Annotated in this window: 15 protein-coding genes and 1 tRNA gene; 8 read left to right on the top strand and 8 right to left on the bottom strand. The window is 59.5% G+C overall.

Annotated elements, in window-relative coordinates; all coding sequences use genetic code 11:
- The first annotated feature begins 153 nt into the window (after nt 1-153).
- Nucleotides 154-1281: an S-(hydroxymethyl)glutathione dehydrogenase/class III alcohol dehydrogenase gene (locus ACZ5IL_RS12860; RefSeq protein WP_464591979.1), complete on the top strand. Its 1128-nt coding sequence runs from the start codon at nt 154-156 to the stop codon at nt 1279-1281.
- Nucleotides 1282-1344: 63 nt separating this feature from the next.
- Here ACZ5IL_RS12860 and ACZ5IL_RS12855 read toward each other — a convergent pair whose 3' ends face one another.
- The 3 genes from ACZ5IL_RS12855 to ACZ5IL_RS12845 all read right to left on the bottom strand — a co-directional run bounded on the left by ACZ5IL_RS12855 (nt 1345) and on the right by ACZ5IL_RS12845 (nt 5761).
- On the bottom strand, nt 1345-3606 hold the full coding sequence (locus tag ACZ5IL_RS12855) for a CHASE2 domain-containing protein (protein ID WP_464591977.1): 2262 nt from the start codon (nt 3604-3606) through the stop codon (nt 1345-1347).
- Between the two features lie 376 nt (nt 3607-3982).
- Nucleotides 3983-5323 carry a tetratricopeptide repeat protein gene (locus ACZ5IL_RS12850; protein ID WP_464591975.1) on the bottom strand — a complete coding sequence of 447 codons (1341 nt, stop codon included), beginning with the start codon at nt 5321-5323 and terminating at the stop codon, nt 3983-3985.
- 361 nt (nt 5324-5684) lie between these two features.
- Nucleotides 5685-5761 (bottom strand) — tRNA-Arg (locus ACZ5IL_RS12845).
- A gap of 333 nt (nt 5762-6094) precedes the next feature.
- Between ACZ5IL_RS12845 and ACZ5IL_RS12840 the strand changes: the two genes are divergently transcribed.
- The gene (locus tag ACZ5IL_RS12840; protein ID WP_464591973.1) at nt 6095-6445 is read left to right on the top strand and encodes a GrlR family regulatory protein; all 351 of its coding nucleotides are present in this window, start codon (nt 6095-6097) and stop codon (nt 6443-6445) included.
- 72 nt (nt 6446-6517) lie between these two features.
- Here the strand turns inward: ACZ5IL_RS12840 and ACZ5IL_RS12835 are convergent, their stop codons facing one another.
- From ACZ5IL_RS12835 to ACZ5IL_RS12825, 3 genes are all read right to left on the bottom strand, one after another.
- A complete protein-coding gene (locus ACZ5IL_RS12835) occupies nt 6518-9199 on the bottom strand; it encodes a PAS domain S-box protein (RefSeq protein WP_464591972.1) in 2682 nt (893 codons plus the stop codon).
- 131 nt (nt 9200-9330) lie between these two features.
- On the bottom strand, nt 9331-12825 hold the full coding sequence (locus ACZ5IL_RS12830; RefSeq protein ID WP_464591970.1) for an indolepyruvate ferredoxin oxidoreductase family protein: 3495 nt from the start codon (nt 12823-12825) through the stop codon (nt 9331-9333).
- 281 nt (nt 12826-13106) lie between these two features.
- Nucleotides 13107-13922 carry an isocitrate lyase/PEP mutase family protein gene (locus ACZ5IL_RS12825; RefSeq protein WP_464591968.1) on the bottom strand — a complete coding sequence of 272 codons (816 nt, stop codon included), beginning with the start codon at nt 13920-13922 and terminating at the stop codon, nt 13107-13109.
- 231 nt (nt 13923-14153) lie between these two features.
- On the opposite strand from ACZ5IL_RS12825, the gene ACZ5IL_RS12820 reads away from it, so the two are divergent.
- Nucleotides 14154-14429 carry a GCG_CRPN prefix-to-repeats domain-containing protein gene (locus ACZ5IL_RS12820; RefSeq protein ID WP_464591966.1) on the top strand — a complete coding sequence of 92 codons (276 nt, stop codon included), beginning with the start codon at nt 14154-14156 and terminating at the stop codon, nt 14427-14429.
- A 268-nt stretch (nt 14430-14697) separates the two neighbouring features.
- On the opposite strand, the gene ACZ5IL_RS12815 is transcribed toward ACZ5IL_RS12820, so the two are convergent.
- Both ACZ5IL_RS12815 and ACZ5IL_RS12810 read right to left on the bottom strand, forming a co-directional pair.
- Entirely contained in the window at nt 14698-16818 is a 2121-nt protein-coding gene (locus tag ACZ5IL_RS12815; protein WP_464591964.1) for a sodium-translocating pyrophosphatase, read from the bottom strand.
- Nucleotides 16819-17158: 340 nt separating this feature from the next.
- Entirely contained in the window at nt 17159-18346 is a 1188-nt protein-coding gene (locus ACZ5IL_RS12810; RefSeq protein ID WP_464591962.1) for a pyridoxal phosphate-dependent aminotransferase, read from the bottom strand.
- Between the two features lie 133 nt (nt 18347-18479).
- Here ACZ5IL_RS12810 and ACZ5IL_RS12805 point away from each other — a divergent pair, with 133 nt between their 5' ends.
- The 5 genes from ACZ5IL_RS12805 (at nt 18480) to accC (ending at nt 23525) form a co-directional block, all read left to right on the top strand.
- On the top strand, nt 18480-19883 hold the full coding sequence (locus ACZ5IL_RS12805) for a M48 family metalloprotease (RefSeq protein WP_464591960.1): 1404 nt from the start codon (nt 18480-18482) through the stop codon (nt 19881-19883).
- A 38-nt stretch (nt 19884-19921) separates the two neighbouring features.
- Entirely contained in the window at nt 19922-20686 is a 765-nt protein-coding gene (locus ACZ5IL_RS12800; RefSeq protein ID WP_464591958.1) for a DsbA family protein, read from the top strand.
- A 466-nt stretch (nt 20687-21152) separates the two neighbouring features.
- Nucleotides 21153-21614: a type II 3-dehydroquinate dehydratase gene (gene aroQ / locus ACZ5IL_RS12795; protein ID WP_079446879.1), complete on the top strand. Its 462-nt coding sequence runs from the start codon at nt 21153-21155 to the stop codon at nt 21612-21614.
- A 44-nt stretch (nt 21615-21658) separates the two neighbouring features.
- Nucleotides 21659-22144 (top strand): acetyl-CoA carboxylase biotin carboxyl carrier protein, encoded by a 486-nt coding sequence (gene accB / locus ACZ5IL_RS12790; RefSeq protein WP_464591956.1) that lies wholly within the window; start codon nt 21659-21661, stop codon nt 22142-22144.
- A gap of 25 nt (nt 22145-22169) precedes the next feature.
- Nucleotides 22170-23525, top strand: a complete 1356-nt coding sequence (accC, locus tag ACZ5IL_RS12785; protein ID WP_464591954.1) for an acetyl-CoA carboxylase biotin carboxylase subunit — start codon at nt 22170-22172, stop codon at nt 23523-23525.
- Nucleotides 23526-23533: the final 8 nt, after the last annotated feature.

Here is a 23533-nt window from a genome sequence, read left to right as displayed (position 1 = left end):
CGTAGTGGCGTCCCTTCTTTTTGGTGCTGAGACATTTCGTGCCCGTCCGCCGCCCGTCATTGCGACCTTGAAGACACGACCTTATCCTGGGCTAACTAGCATGCCCGTGGAATGCTTTTGCAATTTCAGAACGCCTGTTGAAGAGAAGTCACTATGCACGTTCGCGCCGCAGTTGCTATTGCCGCCAGCAAGCCACTTGAAGTCACGACGGTGGAACTCGATGGCCCGCGTGACGGAGAGGTTATGGTCGAGATCAAGGCGACCGGCGTCTGCCACACCGACGAGTTCACCTTGTCGGGCGCGGATCCGGAAGGATTGTTTCCGGCGATCCTCGGTCATGAGGGAGCCGGCATTGTCGTCGATGTCGGCAAGGGTGTGACCTCGGTGAAGAAAGGCGACCACGTTATCCCGCTCTACACGCCAGAATGCCGGCAATGTCCGTCATGTCTGTCGCGCAAGACCAATCTCTGCACGGCAATTCGCGCTACCCAGGGCCAGGGACTGATGCCGGATGGCACGTCGCGCTTCTCTTTGGACGGCAAGCCGATCCATCACTACATGGGCACTTCGACCTTCGCCAATTACACGGTGCTGCCGGAGATCGCGGTTGCCAAGATCCGCGAAGACGCCCCTTTCGACAAGGTCTGTTACATAGGCTGCGGCGTCACGACCGGCGTAGGCGCGGTCATTAACACCGCGAAGGTCGAACCCGGAGCCAAGGCGATCGTGTTCGGCCTCGGCGGTATCGGTCTGAACGTTCTACAAGGGTTACGGCTCGCCGGAGCCGACATGATTATCGGCGTGGACATCAACGACGACCGTAAAGCGTGGGGCGAACGCTTTGGCATGACGCATTTCGTCAATCCGACTGACGTCGGAAAGGATCTTGTCCCTCACCTGATCGATATGACGAAGTCCGGTGCTGATCAGATCGGCGGCGCGGATTATACCTTCGACTGCACCGGCAACGTGAAGGTGATGCGCCAGGCGCTGGAAGCCTGCCACCGTGGTTGGGGACAGTCGATCGTTATCGGCGTCGCACCCGCCGGCGCGGAAATTGCGACGCGGCCGTTCCAGCTCGTCACGGGTCGCGTATGGAAAGGCACAGCGTTTGGCGGCGCACGCGGCCGCACCGATGTGCCGAAGATCGTCGACTGGTACATGCAGGGCAAAATCCAGATCGACCCGATGATCACGCACGTCATGCCGCTCGACGACATCAACAGAGCGTTCGACCTGATGCGCAAAGGCGAGTCGATCCGCAGTGTTGTGACCTTCTAGAGCCTTTCCGCTTCTGGCAAGATCAGAAGCGCGGCTCCATGGTTTGGAACTGACGCGTTTTCTTCACGTTGCGTGAAGCGGTGCGATCTGTTCGGCCAAGCGGCGATAGAAATCCTGCATGTCCTCGCCGGCGAGCTCTCGACACCGGGCCAGGGCGACTGTCGCCTCAGGCCCCTCACCTGTTTTGATTGCGGTCAGCAGCGCACCGTGCTGACGCTTCAATTCGGCGAACTCTGGTGATCCCGCCATCGTGTCGTCGCCAGCGATCGCATAAATTTTTGTGGGTCGTGACTTGCCTTTCAACAAGATCTCGCCCGCCTCGAGCAGCGCAATTCCTTTGACCCGTCGGGCCACGTCTTCCGAAACCAGAAGATCCACATTAAGCGCCTTGCTTGCCGACTCGATTCGAGCCGCCACGTTCACAACATCGCCCATAGCCGAATAATTAAATCGTCTTTGCGATCCCATGTTGCCGACGCAAGCCAGTCCGGCATTGATGCCAACCCCGATCTTGACGCGAGAGTCGTCGAAGCCGCGCGCAGAGAATCCAAAGACATCAGCGTCGTTGAGCGCGCCGAGCGCCGCACGCATCTTGAGCGCGGCCTGACAGGCCCGAGTCGCATGATCGGACACGTCGACCGGCGCGTTCCAGAATGCCATGATCGAATCGCCGATATACTTGTCGATTGTCCCCAGTTCATCCTGTATCGCGTCCGACAGCGGCGCCAGCAGCGTATTGATGAAATCGACAAGTTCCGTGGCGGTCAGAGCTTCAGAGATCGGAGTAAAACCGCGCACGTCCATGAACATCACGGAAATATCGCGGGATTCCCCCCCGAGGCGCATCCCCTGCGGTGAATTCTCAAGCTGGGTCAGCAATTCCGGCGCGAGATACTGACCAAAGGCCTGCCGCACGAACTTCTTCTCTCGATCGGAGGCAACGTGAAGCACGCGCTCCACGGCGATATAGACCGCCAGCGCCGCCAGCGACGGGAAGATCGGATCAATCAAGAGGCGAAATTGCGAGAAAGCGATCCACGATCCGGCAAGCCCCGCGACAAATCCCACCACGCCGGCATAGAACGAGAACCGGGCGCCGAACATCAGGACCAGGCCGGCGACTAAGGCGCCGAACAATACGGTCAAGACAATTTCCAATCCGTTCGTCCAGTCCGGACGCTCGATGAAGTCCTGCGCGAGGATCTGCTCGATCAACTGTGCCTGGATGGCGACGCCCGGAACCGGTCCGCCCAGAGGCGTTGCTCGTGAATCCATCAAACCCGCAGCCGATGCGCCGACGAGGACAATCGCGCCGTCGATCAGCGGCTTCACCGTAGCCTCTTTGGCGGGATCAAGAATGTCTTTCACCGACACGTAACGCTGCGGCCGGTCGCGACTGAAATAGATCCGGGATTCGCCGTTGCTCGTTAACGGCAACTTGAACGCGCCTACCCGCATATCGATCAGCGCGTCGTGGCCCGTGTCACTGTCCCCGCTCGCTCCCGTGCCTCGCACGATAATGCTTTTCTGGTTCTGAGCGACCCGCAGCGCCTCAATCGCAAGGCTGGGGTAGATGCTCACGCCGTCAGAAAACACCATAGGTACCCGGCGGACGATGCCGCCGCGATCGAGCGAACTTAAATTGATGCCGCCGATACCTGCCGCCTTTTCGTTGAATATCGGCAGGCTCGACACCGTGCCGTGAAAGGGCGCAAGCACCTTCGTCGGATTGACGCCGACAAAGGCCACCCCGGCCCGGCCCGGCGGGCGGTTGTCGTTGGCGGCTCTGGCGGCGGCAAAGCCGAGTACGACCCCCGTCTTGCCGATAGCATCGGCGAACGCCTGATCGTGGTCAGGCAGGTTCGCGAGCAGCTTCATGGTTTGGTCGAGATCTGGTGCGCTGGAATCCCGCAAATCGTCGACAAGCCGGCTCGGCGTAGTTCGATCCGGCTCGGAGAAAATGACATCGTAGGCGATCACGCCCGCACCGAGATCGGCAAGCCGACGGGTCAGCGCCGCAAGACGTGTCCGCGGCCAAGGCCACTGGCCGTATTCCGAGATCGAGGCTTCATCGATATCGACGATCCGCACCGGCAGATCGGTATAGGCGCGGGGTTTGAGCCGCTGATAGGTATCGAACGTACGCTCCTTCAATTCGGTGACGATGCGCGGATCATAAGCGCGCAGCGAAGTAAGCAGCACAAGGGTCGCTATCGCTGCACCGACCGCGCGAAGATTCTTGTTACGCGTCAGCCGGCGCAGACGCGCCCACGCTAACATCGTCCGCACGCGCAAGGTGCTGCGCAAACGCGTTGCAGCCTTCATCGGTCTGTCTCGGCTTCGGATACGAACAGACGAATATTATGGCCGATGCAGTCTGAAAAGCTTGTCAGCTCGCGGCCCGTTTCTGCGGGCCTTCTGCGCAAGCTTAGATCGGCGCATTCAAGGGACGACGACAAAGGGTCTGAATCCGGTTCAATGATTCTGTGATCGGCTCGACAATCCGTGGACACAACGGCATCGCGAAATGTTTCCGGCACATTAGCGGAATCCGTTCCGTTTGGCCTACAAAAATAGCAGTTGATTGGATACAGCTACTAGGTAATCGCCTGATGCATCGGCGAAGAACGCGGGCGAATTCGGCGGTTCACCTTCGCGCCGCGCGGCTTTGGCGCGAGACGTATCGGGATAGACCTCCGGCTCAGAACCGCGCGGCCGGTCCGATCGAGACCGAGAAGTTGTCGGTTGTGTAATTCGGCAGCGACGAGTCGATCTTGGTGTACAGAATTTGAGTCCGCAAACCCACGTTCTTGTATACTTGCGCATCGAAGATCGCACCGTACCGTTGCTCTTTGTCGTTCCGTATTTGAAACGGATCGACGATCGGGTTGGGCGCATCAAAATTGGCCCAGCTGAAGCCGATCGTCGGCGCGAATACAAACTGATGCGGCGTGCCGAACACCGACAAGACAAACCCATAAGGAGAAGCCATGTCGATCGAATAGCGCTTGTATGAGTAATAATCGAAGACAGCACGATTTTGTTCGAAAGCTACACGCGTCGTCCAGTGCACTGGCCCGAAGCCCACGTCCGAGGTCACCACCGCCGATAGCAGGTCTCCGGTCTGTTGGGCGGCTGTCGGAAAGTTGGACGAATTCGAAAAATCACGATGCCGCTGCTCGACGAACGCCTCCAGAATGCCGCGATCGCCGAGCGTCGTGCGCGCGGAAACGCCGCCGCCGCCAGCCGAGAAATAATTGGCGTCTCCCAGCCAGGCCTGGTCTCCGATGCCGTAAAGTTTGAACGATGCGTTCTGTCCGATGGCGATGCGTGGGCCGACCACGAGCTCGACCAGACCAAGGTTGAATTGGTTGAGTTTGTATTGGCGCGAATTGATGCCTAGGAAGCTCGCTTCGATGGCGTCTCCCCGCGTGCCGATCTTATAGGCGTAGTTGGCTGTAAGTGTCTGGAACATATTCCAGTCCGGACGTTTGCCGTACGCGCTGTTGAGGATTGCATCCTGACCCAGAGCGCGCACCATCAGGCTTGAGGGGCCGAGGTTAGCGTTGGTCTGGTAGCGCAAGCCGGCGGTGGTAAATACGCTGAACTCGTAGCGCGCAAGCCGGCGGTCGATCTCGGTCAAATAGGCGCGGACCTGGACGCGAATGTCATCAGGGGCGTCGGCGGCCTTGATCGCCTCCTGAAAATAGCTGCGCGCCAGTTCGTATGAGCCGAGCTTGAAATACAGTACGCCCAATTCGAGTTTAACGCGCGGCAAATTCGGATTGAAGAACAGCATCCGTTCAAGGGCGCCGATAGCGGCTTCATAGTCGCCGCGTTTGACGGCTTGCTCGGCGAACTTGAAACTGGCTTCCAAATCGGAAGGGTTTTTATACATCTGCTGGAACAGCGCATCGTAATCCTGCTGAACCACGGATGCTGCGGAAATGGGAGACGTCGTCGATTGCGCCGCGGCACCAGAACAGCACGCAGTCATCGTAAACAAGACAAACGCGACCTTCGCGGTCTGAATAAGTTTCACGCCACCCACCAAAACTAACTTGATGCGAGGCTCCCTTCCATCTCCGTGGAAATATGGAGCAATTTCGCAACGTTATGGTGGCCAGATTAGCGGCAGCCTCCCCGATTGGAACAACGATAGCCGCTGGCTGGCACGATTTTAGAGCGACGTCTCCTTTTTACCACACATTGATTCAATAAAATCAATAGCTTAGCGGCATAGGCCGAACTGCGGCGGCTTCTGTCACCCCGAGTCGTGATGGCGATGGGAAGGAGTGGTCAGCAGAACAGCACAGGCGTTGCAAGCACGATCTTCTTTTTCATGGAATTTCAGAGCGAAATCGACCAATTATCTCATGATTTCATCCGGTTCCACGAGGGGCTGGCGCGCTCGGAGAGATTCGAACTCCCGACCCTCGGAATCGAAATCCGATGCTCTATCCAGCTGAGCTACGAGCGCACGCCTCCTTATAGGAACTGCGGGGTCCCGATGTCACGCGATTTGGCGGGCCGTTTCCCTTCCAGTTCGATTGTCGCCATGATCGGGCACGGCAGGAACCATGGCGGCCGCTAACAAGAGAGTTCCGGGGTCCGGCGGATAAGCGAAGCGAGATGCCGCGTTCCGCTCCCTTGCAAGGTTCTAGGCACAGATCGGCGACAATCCAATCCTGCCCAACTTCCGTCGCGGCTGCTTCGGCGGTCGGTCCCGCGCGATGTCGCATTGACGCGCTTGCGCCCTTTTTGACATAATGAGGCCGGGACAAGACAAAATTGCGGCTGCGAGCGGATCACCATGAAAAATGGGCTGTATTCGATTCACATCGCCTTGCTTGATGGGCGTGTGGGCAAGGGCAGTGGCGTGTTGATGTTCCGCGATGGAAAAATTCTGGGCGGTGATGCTTATCTGTTCTATACGGGCAGCTATTCCACAAAAGAGGATGGCACTTTCAGGGGCGAAGTTCTGATTCAACGCCATACGCCAAGCCGCGACGCGAACCTACTGTTCGGCAATTCGGAATCGGTGGGAATCGGCGTTACCGGAACATTCACTGATACGACCGGCACGATGAACGGCACAGCGTTGGTCGGAAAGGCGAGTCAGATTTTCGAGGCCACGCTGCGAAAGTTGGCGGAAGCAGATTAACCGATAGAGTCTTTCATCGTTTCACGGAAAACCCGGGGAACTCCTAGCTAGAGCCATTGCTGCGCAGTCGAGTTATTCCGCGGCGAGTTCCATCGGTGCAACCTGCGGTAAAACGATGTGGATGCGCGTGCCTTGCCCGGAACCGGAATCAAGTTCGAGGCGCCCTCCCAAACGGCTCGTTACGATATTGTAGACAATGTGCAGACCCAGCCCCGTTCCTCCTTGATCGCGCCGCGTCGTGAAGAACGGATCGAATGCCTTGCGCTGCACATCGGGGCTCATGCCGCAACCATTGTCGGAAACCAAGATCTGGACACTGTCCCCGCCTACTCGCCGCACAACAATATCGACTGCGCCGCCCTTGCCGTCGGGAAAGGCATGCGCGACGGAATTGAGAAAAAGGTTGGTCAACACCTGGCCGTAAGGCCCCGGGTAGCTGTTCATCGTGAGATCTGGTTCGCAATCGACCGTCAACGTTACATGATGCTTGCGCAGGGCGGGACGTAAACTCATCACGACCTGTTCGGTGAGTTCGCCGAGGTCGAAGGTCCGCTTGTCCGAATAATTGCGGTCGGCGGCAACCTGCTTGAATGACTGGACCAGTTCGGCAGCGCGATTGAGATTTGCGACAAGCTGAGACGCGGCATCGCGGTTCGCCGCGATGAAATCGTTGAGGCTTGAGCGCCGCAACTGCCCACGCTCCACCTCCTCGGTGAACAAGGTAATTTTCCGTTCCAGTGAAGAGGCCACCGTCAAGCTGATGCCGACCGGATTGTTGACCTCGTGAGCGACACCTGCCACCAGGCGACCGAGCGCCGCGAGTTTTTCCGCCTCGATCAGCGAGTTCTGTGTTTCGCGCAGATTGCGTAGCGCCGCCTCGGCCGCGTCCTTGGCGCGCCGCATTTCCTGTTCGCTCCGCTTGCGTTCGCCGATATCGAGCGCGACCGTGACGATATTTTCGGCGTGACCGTCAGCGTCGCGGATAGGCAGCTTATTTACAAGCCATTGCCGCAGCTCACCCGATGCATCCTTATACTCTTCCTCGTAAAAGCCGAGTTCCTTACCGCTCTCAAGAACCTTCCTGTCGGTCTCATCCGTCTTTGCCGCATCGTAACGCGACATAACCTCGTGCGTCGTTCGTCCGATCGCATCGGCGGGTTCTATTCCGAAGATGCCTGCCATGTAGCGATTCATCAGAACGTAACGCAACTCCGCATTCTTGACGTTAATCACCGCGGGCACGGTGTCGATCACCAGTTGCAGCAGCCGCCGCCCTTCTGCAATCGTCTCCTCGGCTCTCCGCTGATCAGTGATGTCGCGAACCACGCCTTCATAACGGATCATGCGACCGCTTTCATCGCGTATCGCAGTCGCGCTATCGGAAAGCCAGAGGATGCCGCCATCGAACTGACGCACCTGATATTCGAACCCGCGAACGGTCCCATCGCGCTCCATTCGGAGTTGGTATTTGACGGGCACCTCGGGATCGACGTGAACCGTCTGCGCGCTGTTACCAATGCCACGGATGAGATTGTCGGGGGTGTCATACCCCATCATTCGCGCCAACGCCGGGTTGGCATCAAGCAGTTGACCGGCCGGCGTCATGACATAGATTCCGTCGACCGAACCTTCGAATAGCTTACGATAGCTTTCCTCGGCGAGGCGTTGCTCGGCAAGCGCTCGAACAGCGGCTTCTCGCGCGGAGTCCGCTTCAGCGAGCGTTCGGCGAAACACCTCGGCGGCCCGTGCGATATCCCCGATCTCGTTTTTTACACCGGTTGATGGGATCGATGTTTCCTTCTGGCCTCCAGCCAGTTTCCGGATCGCCCTCGCGATTGCCTTCAGTGGCCGAACCGTCCGGCGAACCACGAATGCCGCAGCAAGCCAGCCAATCACTATTCCCACGCTGCCGAGGGCGAGGCTCTCCCATTTGGTTTCGGCAAGCGTCCGGGCAAAATCGCGCGACAGCACCCGCTTGCGCTCCGCGCTGAGCTCGCGCAATAGTTCCGTTACTCGCCCGATCAGCCGCCCCTCCGCGCCCAGCACATCCCTATCGAGATCTGCTATCTTCCGCTCCCGCAAGGATATCGCGATCACGGCATCGGCGTACGCCTCAACGGCTGCACGTACCTTGGGCTCGTCAACATGAATGGCACGCATCTTTTCAGCCGCCTGCTCTGCGGTCGTTGGATCATGCCCAAGCAGTGCGGCGGCGACATCGCTTTGCGCACGAAACAGTGTTCTTGATGTAGACTGATCCGCGGACTGCTCGATGACGAGTTCGAGTTTTTCACGAAGCGGCGGCAGCGTTTTGACCAGCTTCGCACGGTCTGCAATCAGGTTCATCGCCCGCTCTATACCCTTGCGGTAGGTCTCCAGCCGCGGCGCGACGCCATCGATCATCTCCTGTTGCTCTGGAGCTAGCTTGATGCGTGTCTTCTTGAGCAGCTCGTTCAATGACGATGTGGCGTCCCACACCCGGCTGGACTGCGCTTTTGGATCGGTGACGTAGTCACGCGCCGCCAGCCGCAAATCGTTCATGCGACGGTCGAGCTCTTCGGCGAGATCACCGACGCTGTCCAGCCGCTGCAATTCGGCAAAGGTGTTGTCGAGATGACGCGTCGCGACGACATTGGCCACGCTCGTTATCGCGATGATCGTCAGCACCAGAAAGAATCCGCCAAAAGTAATCTGGCCGATCGACAGCGACGACGATTGTATCCGCTTAGAAAATGCTCCGAACCCAGATGGCATGGCGTTTAGACCGGCTCCCGATGGTCCTATATAGGCCGGATCGCCGCTTCGGGGAACATGAGGATCGACCTGGCGACAACGTTGCTCTGTAACAGAGTTACCCCATTGGCCCGGAGCGCTGTTTCAGCCGCCTATTCCGCCGCCATCTGCCGTGGCACCGGAGGAGGATTCGCGAGGTCGCGCAGCAACTCCGCATGCCGGGCCTTGGTGTCGGCCACCGCCTTCTCCTTGACCGGGCCGTAACCCCGGATACGATCAGGCAGCGACAGCAGTTCGATTGCGGTTTCGACGTTGGCCGGCGAAAGTCTGTCGAGGACAGCAGTCACATCGTTTTCGTATTCCGCAATCAGGTTTCGCTCCAACCTGCGCTCGGCGCTGTATCCGAAGATGTCGAGGGCGGTGCCACGTAAGCCCTTCATTTTCGCCAGCAAACGAAAAACCGGCATCATCCGTGACCCGTTATAGGATCTCTTGGCAGGCCGCCCGAGCGCATCCTTCTTACTGTCGAACACCGGCGGCGCGAGATGGAAGCTGATCTTGTAGCCGCCTTCGAACTGATCGCCGAGCTGCTTTCTGAACCGGCCATCAGTGTAGAGTCGCGCCACCTCGTACTCGTCCTTGTAGGCGAGCAATTTGGCGTAATTGATCGCAACCGCACGCGGCAAGGCATCGCCGTAACCGCCGTCCCTCGCTGCCTGCCGGACCCGGCTCACCATCGCCCGATATTTGTCCGCAAGCCTCGCATTCTGATATCCGGCAAGGTACGCCGAGCGATGCACAACGATCTCGTCCAGCGACATGTCTTCCAGCACCTTCGGCGCGACCGCCTCATCGGTCCCCTTCATCATCGTGACAAGGCGCGAGGGGTCCACCACTGCAAGCCGTCCAAGCCGAAAGGCCTCCACATTCATTTTCACGGCAACACCGTTCACCTCGATCGCCTGCTCGATTGCCGTCGCGGTCAGCGGCAGCCAACCCTTCTGATAGGCGTAACCCATCATCATCATATTGGTGGCGATGGAGTCTCCAAGCAGAGTCTCCGCCGGCCTGGTAAAGTCGAAGAAGGTCGAATCCTTGCGCAAGGCGGTTTCTAGGACGCGGCCAACCTTGCCGCTCTGGAAATTGAAATCGCGATCAAGAATGAAAGCGGCGGTCGGAATAAGGTGAGTGTTGATAAGACCGTAAGTGCGGCTCGATTCGCAGAGTGTGATCGTTTCCTTGGCTGCCGCGACCACTTCATCAGCGGCGATGACGAGATCTGCCGTGCCGGTGACGATGCGCGAGCAAGTCACCTCCGCGGGGTTTTGTGACAGCCGGACGTGGCTCAAAACCGCGCCGCCCTTCTGGGCGAGACCGGACATGTCGAGGATCATGCTGGCCTTGCCTTCGATATGGGCTGCCATACCAAGCAGCGCGCCGATCGTCAGCACGCCGGTGCCGCCTACCCCTCCGACCCCGATGTTGTAGGGCCGATCGAGCGAAGGGCGCGTAACCGGTTCGGGCAAGTCGCCGATCTCGCCGAGGTCCGCCGGCGCGCGCTTTCGCAAGCGGCCGCCGTCGATCGTGACGAACGAAGGGCAGAACCCCTTGAGGCAGGAATAATCCTTGTTGCAGGACGACTGATTGATGGTGCGCTTGCGCCCCATCTCAGTCTCCAGCGGCTCCACCGAAATGCAGTTCGATTGCACCGAACAATCCCCGCAACCTTCGCAAACTGCGGGATTGATAAGCACACGGCGTTGCGGATCTTCCATGGTGCCGCGCTTGCGACGCCGCCGCTTCTCGGCGGCGCAAGTCTGCACGAACACGATAGCCGAAGCTCCCTTGATCTCGCGACAGGTTTTCATGACCGCATCGAGGTCATCGCGATGCGCGGTCCGGGTACCCGGCGCGATGTCGGCAGCCGGATAGCTGTTCGGGTTCTCCGACACCAGATAGATGTCGCGGATGCCTTCGGCGCGAAGCTGAAAGGTTATCCGTTGCGGCGACAACTCGCCGTCGACATGCTGGCCTCCCGTCATGGCCACGGCGTCATTGTAGAGGATCTTGTAGGTGATGTTCGCCCCGGAAGCGACCGCCTGCCGGATCGCCAGACTCCCGGAATGGAAATAGGTGCCGTCGCCAAGATTGGCGAAGATGTGCTTCTCGTTGGTGAACGGCGCGGTACCGACCCAGGGCCCACCCTCGCCGCCCATATGGGTATACGTTTCAGTGTTGCGATCCATCCATATCGCCATGAAGTGACAGCCGATACCGGCTGTGGCCCGGCTGCCTTCGGGCACCTTGGTCGAGGTGTTGTGAGGACATCCCGAGCAGAAATACGGTACGCGCGTGACCGGGGTCGCCGGCTGCATTTGCGACGCCTGACGACCGTTGAACCAGTCAGCCTTGGTTCGAAGCATCTCGGCGATTTCGGGATTAAGGTTCAAGTGCAGTAAACGCTCAGTCAGGAATGTCGCCAGGGAAGCGACGCCCAATTCCTGTGCGAACGGCAGGAAACGCTTGTCGTGATCGTCCATCTTGCCGATGATGCGTGGCCGCACGTCGTCGCGCCAGTTGAACAGCTCCTGCTTGACCTGGTTCTCGACGATCTCACGGCGCTCCTCGACAATGAATATCTCCTCGAGACCGACGGCGAATTCGCGCACGCCCTGCGGCTCCAGCGGCCACGGCATTCCGATCTTGTAAAGCCGCAGACCAATTTTCGCGGCGACCTGCTCGGTAATGCCCAGCTCGCGCAACGCCTGGCGGATATCCTCGTAGCTTTTTCCCGACGCCATGATACCGAACCGCGCGTTCGGGGAATCCATGGTAACGCGATTGATCCTATTGGCGCGCGCAAACGCGACCGCGGCAAAACCTTTGTGATCCTGCAGACGCCGGTCCTGATCGTAACGGTCGTCGGGCCAGCGCAGGTTCAGTCCACCTGGCGGCATCTCGAAATCGGGCGGAATGACGAACGGCTTCATCTCGTCAGTCAGATCGATTTCGGCCGTCGTTTCCACCGTCTCGGTGATGACCTTCATCCCGACCCAGCAGCCCGAATAGCGTGACATCGCGATGCCGAGCAGTCCCATCTCGATCATTTCGTGGAGACTGGACGGATAGAGATACGGCATCAGCGCAGCGATGAACGCATGATCAGACTGATGCGGCAAGGTCGAGGACTTCGCGCCATGATCATCGCCCGCCAGGCACAGCACGCCGCCGTGTCTCGCCGAACCCGCAGCATTGCCATGACGGAATACGTCGCCGCAGCGGTCGACGCCAGGCCCCTTGCCGTACCAAATCCCGACGACGCCGTCATAGCGCGCACCCGGGGACAGCTTGACCTGTTGCGAGCCCCAGATCGCTGTCGCCGCGAGATCCTCGTTCACACCAGGCTGGAATTTGATCTCATGTCGTTCGAGATGGCTGCGAGCGGCAAGGAGTTGCTGATCGTAACCGCCGAGGGGCGAACCGCGATAACCGGAAATGAAGCCTGCTGTGTTGAGACCAGCGGCGCGGTCGCGGCGGATTTGCGCCATCGGCAATCTAACCAGCGCCTGAAGGCCGGTCATGAAGACGTGGCCTGATCCCTGGGTGTATTTCTGATCGAGGCTGATCGAACCCTGATTGATACCCATTGCGCCCTCTTCGTCCTTGGCCGCCTTCCTAAAGCTAATGATGCAAATCCTTTAGAACCAGTGTTGTCATCTCATGAATCAAGCACTTAAGAAAAATCAGGTCGCTGGAACGAGCATAAAAAAAGGGGTCGTAATTTCGTTACGAGAAATTCCCGGACAGTTTCGGCTTGTGTCGTTACAGAGCTGTCTGGCGCAAGGACGTTTTGTAGCCAGAAGCCGAGTGAAAACCGTCCGCGGCTTGGGCCGAGGCACGCGGAGGAATGTGCTCCGAGCAAAAGGGACTATGCAGAGAACATCCGGTTCAGCTCGCCGGCCGGATAGCCCGAGCCGAGTCCGTCAAATGTGCCGCTGTCAGCAATATCCGTTGCCGCGCGCAGAAAACCTGCCCATGCCACACGCGCCAATGCCCCGCCGACACTGATACGCCGCACGCCGAGATCGGCCGCTTCGGTAACGCTGAGACCCGGCCAGCCTATCAGCAGATTGACCGGCTTAGGGTGAACGGCCTTTACCGTGGCCGCAATGTCGTCTTTCGACTTCAAACCTGGTGCATAAAGGCAATCGGCCCCCGCCTCCGCATAGGCCTGCAACCGCCCGATCGTTAGCTTGAGATCTGGCATCCCCCACAGGAAAGCCTCACAACGGCCGACCAGCAGGACGTTGCTGCGATCGGTATCGATGGCCTTGCGTGCGGCGCGGATGCGCTCGATCGCCAGATTGACGTCGTAAAGCGGTTTCGCCTTGTCGCCCGTGGCATCCTCGATCGATAAGCCGGCGATGCCCGTCTTCACCGCGCGCGACACGTGGGCTGCAACTCCTTCCGGTTCATCGGCAAAGCCATTTTCGAAATCGGCATTGATCGGCAGATCAACCGCCGCGCACAAGGCGCTCAGATGGCCACAAAGATTGTCCAGCGTAACCCGGTTGTCGGCTTTGCCGATCGACCATGCAAACCCGGCGCTGGTCGACGCGAGTGCCTTGAAGCCCAATCCCTGCAACGCCTTGGCGCTGCCGATATCCCAGGGATTGGGTAACACGAAGCAGCCGCTGTCATGCAGTTTGTGGAATGCGACTCGTTTTTCTTCGGTCGACAGCATCAAACTCTCCTACCCATGTCGTTCATGACCGACCGGTGTAAGCGACCATGAACCTGTAGATACTCACTTCTTGATGCTTGGGTTATGATTAACGGTTGAGTAAAATAAACTGTCCGACCGGCATACTTGGGCGAATCAGCTTTGCCAGATTCTGGACAGAGTCATGGCCGACGTTCCCAGTGCGAGTCACTAGAGCTGCCGCGCTGTCGCGGCCGAACCAGAGGACGATTAATGAAATCAATTTTTGCAGCAGCCTTCCTAGTCGCCACTGCCGCAACCTTCGGTATCGCCGACGCCATGCCGTTGGCTCCGCCAGCGACAGGCGTGAACGCTGACGTCATTCAGGTCGCTGGCGGCTGCGGTCGTGGCTTCCATCGCGGCCCCAACGGTGGCTGCCGCGTGAACCGTGGCGGTTCCGTGGTTGTGGTCCGCCCGGCAGTTCGCCCCGTGCACCGCCGATGCCGTTACTGGGGTGCAGGCCACACCGTCTGCCGTACCTGGTGGTAAGAGACCACACCAATCCCGCATTTGGCGGCTTCGAGTTTTGTAGTTGACGCAAAAAGGGCGGGATCGATCCCGCCCTTTTTTCTTAACGACTCCGCTTCGGACCGGATTTCAGTCGGAGGCCGCTGGCACTTGCGATCCGACGTTCTGCCGTTTTCTCGCTTGCTATGATCAGCTTACGAGCGACGTCCATCCCTCTCGATCCTCACCTCGTACGCAACAAAAACCCGCGGCTCACGCCGCGGGTTTTTATGGTTCGCATTGTGATGTCTCAGTGCGCCAGAACCGCCAGCAACAACAGAGCCACGATGTTGGTGATCTTGATCATCGGATTGACCGCAGGTCCGGCCGTATCCTTGTAGGGATCGCCGACGGTGTCGCCGGTCACCGCCGCCTTGTGCGCGTCGGAGCCCTTGCCGCCATGATGACCATCCTCAATGTACTTCTTGGCGTTATCCCAAGCGCCGCCGCCCGAGGTCATCGAGATCGCAACAAACAAGCCCGTCACGATCACGCCGAGCAGCATCGCGCCGACCGCCGAGAAGGCTGCCGACTTGCCGGCTGCACCACCGCCTGCGAGCGCGTAGATCAGGAAGTAGACAACGATCGGCGACAACACCGGCAACAGCGACGGAATGATCATTTCCTTGATCGCCGCTTTTGTCAGCAGGTCCACCGCCTTGCCGTAGTCCGGTTTGTCGGTGCCCCGCATAATGCCGGGCTTCTCGCGGAACTGGCGACGGACTTCCTCGACAATCGCACCCGCTGCACGTCCCACCGCGGTCATCCCCATCGCGCCGAACAGGTACGGTAGCAGGCCGCCGAACAGCAAGCCGACCACGACATAGGGATTGTTCAGGGAGAAGTCCGGGTTAACACCCTGGAAATAGGCGTGATTCGCGGCGTCACCAATGAAGAACTTGAGATCCTGATTGTAGGCCGCGAACAGCACGAGAGCGCCGAGCCCAGCGGAGCCGATCGCATACCCTTTGGTGACTGCCTTCGTGGTGTTACCGACAGCATCGAGTGCGTCGGTCGACTTGCGCACTTCTTTCGGTAGGCCCGCCATTTCGGCGATGCCGCCGGCATTGTCGGTTACCGGACCGAACGCGTCGAGCGCGACGACCATGCCGGCCAGCGCCAGCATGGTGGTGGTGGCAATCGCGATGCCGAACAGACCTGCGAGGCTATAGGTCACCAGTATGCCCGCAATGATGACGATCGCAGGCATCGCGGTCGATTCCATCGAGATTGCGAGCCCCTGGATAACGTTGGTGCCGTGCCCGGTCACCGACGCCTGCGCAATTGACTTCACCGGACGATAATCCGTGCCGGTGTAGTATTCGGTGATCCAGATGATCAGTCCGGTGACGACAAGCCCGGCCACGCCGCACGCGAACAGTTCGAGGCCGGTATAGCTGACGCCCGCCAGAGGACCGAACCCGATCAGCCAATAGATGACGCCGCCAACGCCTATCAGGGACAGGATGCCGGTGGCGATCAAGCCCTTGTAGAGCGCACCCATGATCGACTCGCTGGCGCCGAGCTTGACGAAGAATGTCCCGATGATCGAAGTGATGATGCAGATGCCGCCGATAGCAAGCGGTAGCGTCATCATGTTAACCAGCAACGGCGAGGTTGCGAAAAAGATCGCGGCAAGCACCATGGTGGCGACGGCGGTCACCGCGTAGGTTTCGAAGAGATCGGCGGCCATGCCTGCGCAGTCACCGACGTTGTCGCCCACGTTATCGGCGATTGTTGCCGGATTGCGCGGATCGTCTTCCGGAATGCCGGCTTCGACCTTGCCCACGAGATCGCCGCCGACGTCAGCGCCCTTGGTGAAGATGCCGCCGCCGAGACGGGCGAAGATCGAAATCAGCGAGGCGCCAAATCCGAGTGCGACCATCGCGTCGACAACCGTGCGGCTGTTTGCGGCGTAACCCGCGCCATGCGTAAGATAGGCGAAATAGATGGTCACGCCGAGCAGCGCCAGACCGGCGACCAGCATCCCCGTGATCGCGCCGGCCTTGAAGGCAAGCTCCAGTCCACCGGCCAGCGATTTGGTCGCCGCCTGCGCGGTGCGCACGTTGGCACGGACCGAAACGTTCATGCCGATGAAGCCGGCCGCGCCCGACAGGATCGCACCGATTGCAAAACCGACCGCCACCAGCACCCCGAGGAAGTAGGCGAGCAGCGCGAAGATCACGACGCCGACCATTCCGATCGTCGTGTACTGCCGGCGCAGATAGGCTTGGGCGCCCTCGCGCACGGCCGCGGCGATTTCCTGCATCCGCGGATTTCCCGCATCCGCCTTCAATACGGACGAGGTCGCCCAGATGGCATAAATGATCGAAAGCGCTCCGCAGAGCACAATCACTACTAATGCTGTCATTGAATTTGCCTCAGAATTCCGGAAGTTGCCCCGACAATGCCGCGAGCCCGCGAACGGACGTATTAAGGAGGTCCGCTTTGTCGCAAGGCGACATCAAATCGGGCGCGACCATGCCAAAATCGAACCCCCTGCGCAACGTCGGCTTGCTGCTAAACGATCGAATTCCGTAAGGAATTGCAATAAAATGCCGGGACTTACGGAAGGATTTCAAACGTTGCCTGGCATAGTCGCCGGATAGTGGATTGGATCAACGGCCGACTGCCATGATGCAGGCGAACGCAAATGATACCGGAGTCAGCCAGCATCACAGATTGCCACAGGATGCGCGGCCTCGGGCAGCCTAAGTCAGCCATCGCCTGATGCGCGCGACCGCGTCGTGCATCTCGGCCGCCGAACGGGCGTAGGAAAATCGTAAGAACGAGCGGCCGCGGACTGGATCGAAATCGACGCCGGGCGTCGCGGCAACGTGTGCCTCCTCCAGCATCTTGCGCGCGAAATCATGGCTGTCTGTCGTGAATTTCGAGACGTCGGCATAGAGGTAGAACGCGCCATCCGCAGGCAAGAATTCGCTCAGGCCGGCCTGCGGCAGACCCGCAATCAGGATTTGGCGATTTTCCTCATAGCCGCGCTTCACGATCTCCATTTCCTCGCGGCCTGCGAAGGCCGCCTCGGCCGCGATCTGCGACAGCATTGGCACCGAAATGGATAGGTTCTGTTGCAGCCGTTCGATCGGCCGCACCAGTTGTTCCGGTACGACCATCCAGCCGACGCGCCAGCCGGTCATGCAGAAATACTTCGAAAATGAGTTGATGACCAGCGCACGCGGTGACAGTTCAGCCGCGGTTACGGCGGGAAACGCATAGTCGAGACCGTGATAGATCTCATCGGAAATAAAGCGGATGCCTTCGCTTTCGGCGGCCGTCATCAGATGCGTCAGCGCCTCGCGCGACATCATCGTTCCCGTCGGATTTGCCGGACTTCCGACCAGCGCCCCCTTCAGCGGCGTCTTGCGGTGTACCGACAACAGCGTCTCTCCGCTCAGCGCGTGACGGTTTTCACTTGACGTCTCGATCAGCACCGGCTCGCAGCCGAGCGCAGTCAGGATGTGCCGGTACGGCGGATAGCCCGGCACCGTCACCGCGATGCGGTCGCCCGGCTCGAACATCGAAAGAAATGCGAGAATGAAGCCGCCCGATGATCCCGTCGTCACGACGATCCGCTCAGGGCTGACCGTGCAGCCGTAAGACTCGTGGTAGTGTCGTGCGATCCGTTGTCGCAGCGAGGGGATACCGAGTGCAGAAGTGTAATCTATCCGGCCGTGCTCCAGCGCGGCACGAGCCGCGTTCAGCGCGGTTCGAGGCGCCGGCGCCGACGGCTGCCCGACCTCCATGTGAATGACGTGTCCGCCTCCAGCCTCGATCCGCGCCGCCGCCGCCATGACGTCCATGACGATGAAGGGTGGAACCTGGCTGCGGCTAGATGCCGTCAGCACGCCGGCGGCCCGCTCTCTCGATGTCGCATCGACCATGGAAATCTGTTAATGCGCTTTCGCCTGCGGCGATCACCGAAGGCCGCGTTACCGCCGTATTCGGCGGGTTGTTAGGACATACAACGTATTCGAACCAGCGCCAATGATTCCGAAGGCAATGACTAAAGAAGAGATGACCCGGCGGCCCCTCACCTCCGCACGTCGTCGTGTCTCGAAGCTGATTACGCTGGTCACCGCCTGCGCGCTCACGAGCACCTCTATTCCGCTCCATGCGCAGCAATCCAGCGGACTGCCGATGTTGCGGGACAGTGAGACGGAGCAACTGCTGCGCGACTATACGCGGCCGATCCTGAACGCGGCTGGGTTACAGAAGCACAACATTCAGATGGTCATCATCAACGACAAGTCATTCAATGCCTTTGTCGCCGACGGCCGCCGCATCTTCGTGAACTATGGCGCGATCATGCAATCGACCACGCCGAACCAGCTGATCGGCGTGCTCGCGCACGAGACCGGACATCTCGCCGGGGGCCATCTGTCCAAGTTTCGCGAGCAGCTTGCTCGGACCCAGACTCAACTCATCATCGCAATGCTTCTCGGCGCCGGTGCTCTCGCCGCCGGAGCCGGCCGCGGAAGCAACAGCGCCGGCAGCAATATCGGCGCGGCCGCAATCAGCGCACCTCAGGAGATCGCGCGCCGAAGCCTGTTGGGCTACCAGCGCCAGCAGGAGGAAAACGCCGACCGCGCTGGCGTGAAATTCCTCAACGCCACCGGGCAATCCGCCCGGGGGATGTACGAAACCTTCAAGCGATTCACCGATGAAAGCCTGTTTGCTGCGCACGGCGCCGATCCGTACGTGCAGTCGCATCCGATGCCGGCTGACCGCGTCGCCGCGCTAGCGGAACTCGTCAAGACAAGTCCCAACTGGGACAAGAAGGACGATCCGGCGCTGCAGATGCGCCACGATATGGTACGTGCCAAGATATCGGCGTTCATGGAACGTGATGATACGGTATACCGGCGCTATCCGCGGTCCGACACCAGCCTGCCCGCCCGCTATGCACATGCTATCAGCACGTATCTGCATGGCGATCTTCGCTCGGCCATCGAGCAAATCGATGCGCTGATCAAGCAGCAACCCCAAAATCCCTATTTCCACGAGGTGCGTGGACAGGCCCTGCTCGAGGGAGGTCGTCCCGCAGAGGCCATCGCGCCGCTGCGGCTAGCCGTAAAGCTCTCGCATAACGCTCCGCTCATCGAAATGTTGCTGGGTCAGGCGCTCGTGGCCTCGAATAACAAGGCGAATGCCGACGAAGCCATTGCAATTTTGCGAGCAGCGCTGGCACGAGAGCCGGAGGCCCCGCTCGGTTATATGCAGCTTGCAATAGCTTACGGCCGCAAGAGCGACTATGCACAAGCTGATTTGGCATCGGCTCAAGCCGCGTTTCTGCGCGGCGACAACAAGACAGCGCGAGAACTCGCATCACGCGCAAAAACCCGTTTCGCAATCGGCACTCCCGGATGGGTCAAGGCGGATGACATCGTCTCAGCCAAGCTCCCGGACAAGAAAGATTAGACGGCTCCGCCACGCTGCTCCTTTCAAAGGATTTGACAATGTCCTCTCTCCGTTTTCTCGCTCCCGCACTTCTTGCGCTCTCGTTCGGCGCAGCGCCCGCCGCGTCTGCTCAGAGCTTCTCCGACAGCCAGCGCGGCGAGATTGAACAGATCGTCAAACGCTATCTGCTCGCCCATCCCGAAGTCCTGGAAGAGGTTTCGACCGAACTCGGCAAGCGCCAAGCGGCTACCGAAGCGTTAAAGCATGAGGCCGCGGTCACGGAGAACGGAGACGCTATTTTCAACTCGCAGCGTGGCGTGACGCTCGGCAACAAAAACGGCGACGTCACCTTCGTCGAGTTCTTCGATTACAACTGTGGCTACTGCAAGCGCGCGATGATCGACATGCTTGAACTTCTGAAGTCGGATCAGAAGCTCAAGGTCGTGCTGAAGGAGTTTCCCGTGCTTGGTCAGAGTTCGGTTGAGGCTGCGCAGGTTGCCGTGGCGGCGCGAATGCAGGATCCCACCGGAAAAAAATATCTCGACTTTCATCAGAAGCTTTTGGGTGGCCGCGGTCAGGCCGACAAGTCGCGAGCGCTAGCCGCCGCCAAGGAAGCCGGATTCGACATCGCCAAGATCGAGAAGGATATGACAAGCCCCGAGGTGCGCGCCACGCTCGAGGAGAACTTCAAGCTTGCCGAGTCCATGGGCATGAATGGCACACCAAGCTACGTCATCGGCAAGCAGGTCGTCGTGGGCGCCGTGGGTCTCGAAAACCTCAAGGAGAAAATAAACACGGCGCGTTGTGGCAAGGCCTCCTGCTGATTGCTTGCTCCTGCTTCGTTTACACGCCGTCGCCTGTTCATCTGGTATTCAGAAAACAATCTCCGGAAACCCACGTTTGCGCCGGAACATCGCTTCTCCTCGCGCCGTTGTTGGAGGCATCCCACACACTGAGGAGACAGCGCTGACGAAACACTTTCTCGTATCGACCCGCACACCCTGGAGATCGTAGCGGTTCTGGATGCCTGATCTAAGTTCCTATTGGCGGCGCGGATCCTCCATCCTGGACCCGCCCCGCGGGGGACCGCGCAACTGGGCGACGCCCACTCCGTACGAGGTTCACGTTGGTTAACGAATAATTTCTGTATGTTCTAAAGGATTCCTCGCGAATAACATGAGGTATATTGAAGCCGAATCCGAGAGTGTTCAGGCTTCCCCTTGGCTCCCTTGTTACATATAACGACCCGAACCCCGGCGCGCAGCGGCGGAGACCGTTTCGGGAATTCAGATGGCCAAAACGATTTACGTGCTCAACGGCCCGAACCTTAATATGCTAGGGACGAGAGAGCCGGACACCTATGGCCGCGCCACCCTTGCTGACGTCGAAAAGCTTTGTACCGAAACGGCCACCGATTTTGGATTGGCTGCGGATTGCCGCCAGTCAAATCGTGAGGGCGAACTGATCGATTTCATCCACGAGGCTCATGCAAAACAGGCGGCCGGTATCGTCATCAACGCCGGCGGCTACTCGCACACCTCTATTGCACTTCATGACGCGCTCGTTGCCGTCAAAATTCCGACCGTCGAAGTTCATATCAGCAACATCCATGCGCGCGAGGACTTCCGACATCATTCCTTCACGGCAAAAGCCGCGTTCGCAAGTCTGTCCGGCTTCGGGATTGATGGCTACCGACTCGCGATCAATGGCCTTGCCGCCAAAATCGGCGCGGTGAGCTCGTCGAAAAAGTAACCTGACATATCAGTCATTTTCCCAGAAAGTTTCGGATCGAGATCATGTCCCGCCAGCCCGGAGAACCTACAAAAATCAAAACCGGCAACGAACCGCGCGAGGAGAGCGATGTGATCCGCGAGCTCGCTGCGCTGCTCGACGAGACCAGGCTCACGGAAATTGAAATCGAGCGCGACGGACTTCGTGTACGTGTCGCACGCAATGTCACCGTCGGGGCGGCATTACCGGCCGCCTATCAGGCTGCGCCCGCCCCTGCCGCCGCGCCGGCTGCGATCGTCGCCGACATCAGCAAGCATCCGGGCATGGTTCCTTCGCCAATGGTCGGAACGGTCTATTGGGCATCGGAACCCGGCGCCAAGCCCTTCATCGAGGTTGGCTCCAAGGTCGCCGCGGGTCAGACGCTGCTGATTATCGAAGCCATGAAGACCATGAACCAGATTCCGTCGCCGCGGTCGGGCACCGTCACGCAGATTCTGGTCGAGGATGGCCAGCCCGTCGAGTTCGGCGAGCCGCTGGTCATCATTGAATGACGCCGTTCGAACCGCGGACGCAGTGATGTTCGACAAAATCCTGATAGCCAATCGCGGCGAGATCGCCCTGCGCATCCTGCGCGCCTGCAAGGAGCTCGGTATAGCGACCGTGGCGGTACATTCTACCGCCGATGCCGACGCCATGCATGTCCGGCTCGCGGACGAAAGCGTTTGCATCGGACCGCCGCCAACGAAGGACAGTTATCTCAACATCCCGGCGTTGCTGGCAGCCTGCGAGATCACTGGCGCCGATGCCGTACATCCCGGGTACGGCTTTTTGTCCGAGAACGCCCGTTTCGCCGAAATTCTCGCCGACCATCACCTGCATTTCATTGGCCCCAAGGCCGAGCACATTCGGCTCATGGGCGACAAGATCGAAGCCAAGAAGACCGCGAAGCGGCTCGGTATTCCGGTGGTCCCGGGCTCCGATGGCGGCATCGGTCCCGACGACGACGCCATGGCGATCGCCAAGGCGATCGGCTTTCCCGTGTTGGTGAAGGCGGCGGCGGGCGGCGGCGGGCGCGGTATGAAAATCGCCAAGACACCCGACGACCTGATGATAGCGATCTCGGCCGCGGGGAACGAGGCCAGAGCGGCGTTCGGCGATGCTTCTGTCTATCTAGAGAAATATCTGCAGAAACCGCGTCACATCGAAATCCAGGTGCTTGGCGACGGCCGCGGCGGGGTCATTCATCTGGGAGAGCGCGACTGCTCACTCCAGCGGCGTCACCAGAAGGTTTGGGAAGAAGGTCCCTCGCCTGCGCTTACGGCGGCGGCTCGAAACAAGATCGGCGAAATCGTTGCCAACGCCATGAGTGAGATACGGTATCTCGGCGTTGGAACGGTCGAATTCCTGTACGAGGACGGCAGGTTTTATTTCATCGAAATGAACACCCGCATTCAGGTCGAGCATCCGGTCACCGAGATGATCACCGACATCGATCTGGTGCTGGAGCAGATTCGTATCGCCGCCGGCGGCGACCTTCCCGCCACCCAGAAGGAAATCGTCGTGAACGGCCACGCGATCGAGTGCCGCATCAACGCAGAAAATCCCGTCACCTTCCGTCCCTCCCCCGGCAAAATCATGCAATTTCATCCGCCGGGCGGACTCGGCGTCCGGATCGATTCCGCCGTTTACCAGGGGTATGTGATCCCGCCCTATTACGACTCGCTGGTAGGCAAGCTGATCGTTCACGGCAAGACGCGCGCCGAATGCTTGATGCGGTTGCGCAGAGCACTCGACGAGATGGTCGTGGATGGTGTCGAAACCACCTTGCCCCTGTTCCGGGCGCTGGTTCGCGAGGCGAGCATTATCGACGGCGACTACCACATCCATTGGCTGGAGCAGTACCTTTCCAGCGGCGGCCTGACAGGAGCTTGAACCGCTCC

The sequence above is a fragment of the Nitrobacter sp. CN101 genome (assembly GCF_055390255.1).
The sequence above is the reverse complement of the archived record's forward strand: the minus strand, read 5'-3'. Positions and strand labels throughout refer to the sequence as shown.

What these genes read in the sequence shown, in the direction of transcription:
- ACZ5IL_RS12860 (WP_464591979.1), top strand. Translation starts at nt 154, where the DNA reads ATGCACGTTCGCGCCGCAGTTGCTATTGCCGCCAGCAAGCCACTTGAA.
- aroQ (WP_079446879.1), top strand. Translation starts at nt 21,153, where the DNA reads ATGGCCAAAACGATTTACGTGCTCAACGGCCCGAACCTTAATATGCTA.
- ACZ5IL_RS12840 (WP_464591973.1), top strand. Translation starts at nt 6,095, where the DNA reads ATGAAAAATGGGCTGTATTCGATTCACATCGCCTTGCTTGATGGGCGT.
- accC (WP_464591954.1), top strand. Translation starts at nt 22,170, where the DNA reads ATGTTCGACAAAATCCTGATAGCCAATCGCGGCGAGATCGCCCTGCGC.
- ACZ5IL_RS12825 (WP_464591968.1), bottom strand. Translation starts at nt 13,922, where the DNA reads ATGCTGTCGACCGAAGAAAAACGAGTCGCATTCCACAAACTGCATGAC.
- ACZ5IL_RS12815 (WP_464591964.1), bottom strand. Translation starts at nt 16,818, where the DNA reads ATGACAGCATTAGTAGTGATTGTGCTCTGCGGAGCGCTTTCGATCATT.
- ACZ5IL_RS12835 (WP_464591972.1), bottom strand. Translation starts at nt 9,199, where the DNA reads ATGCCATCTGGGTTCGGAGCATTTTCTAAGCGGATACAATCGTCGTCG.
- ACZ5IL_RS12820 (WP_464591966.1), top strand. Translation starts at nt 14,154, where the DNA reads ATGAAATCAATTTTTGCAGCAGCCTTCCTAGTCGCCACTGCCGCAACC.
- ACZ5IL_RS12810 (WP_464591962.1), bottom strand. Translation starts at nt 18,346, where the DNA reads ATGGTCGATGCGACATCGAGAGAGCGGGCCGCCGGCGTGCTGACGGCA.
- ACZ5IL_RS12800 (WP_464591958.1), top strand. Translation starts at nt 19,922, where the DNA reads ATGTCCTCTCTCCGTTTTCTCGCTCCCGCACTTCTTGCGCTCTCGTTC.
- accB (WP_464591956.1), top strand. Translation starts at nt 21,659, where the DNA reads ATGTCCCGCCAGCCCGGAGAACCTACAAAAATCAAAACCGGCAACGAA.
- ACZ5IL_RS12855 (WP_464591977.1), bottom strand. Translation starts at nt 3,606, where the DNA reads ATGAAGGCTGCAACGCGTTTGCGCAGCACCTTGCGCGTGCGGACGATG.
- ACZ5IL_RS12805 (WP_464591960.1), top strand. Translation starts at nt 18,480, where the DNA reads ATGACCCGGCGGCCCCTCACCTCCGCACGTCGTCGTGTCTCGAAGCTG.
- ACZ5IL_RS12830 (WP_464591970.1), bottom strand. Translation starts at nt 12,825, where the DNA reads ATGGGTATCAATCAGGGTTCGATCAGCCTCGATCAGAAATACACCCAG.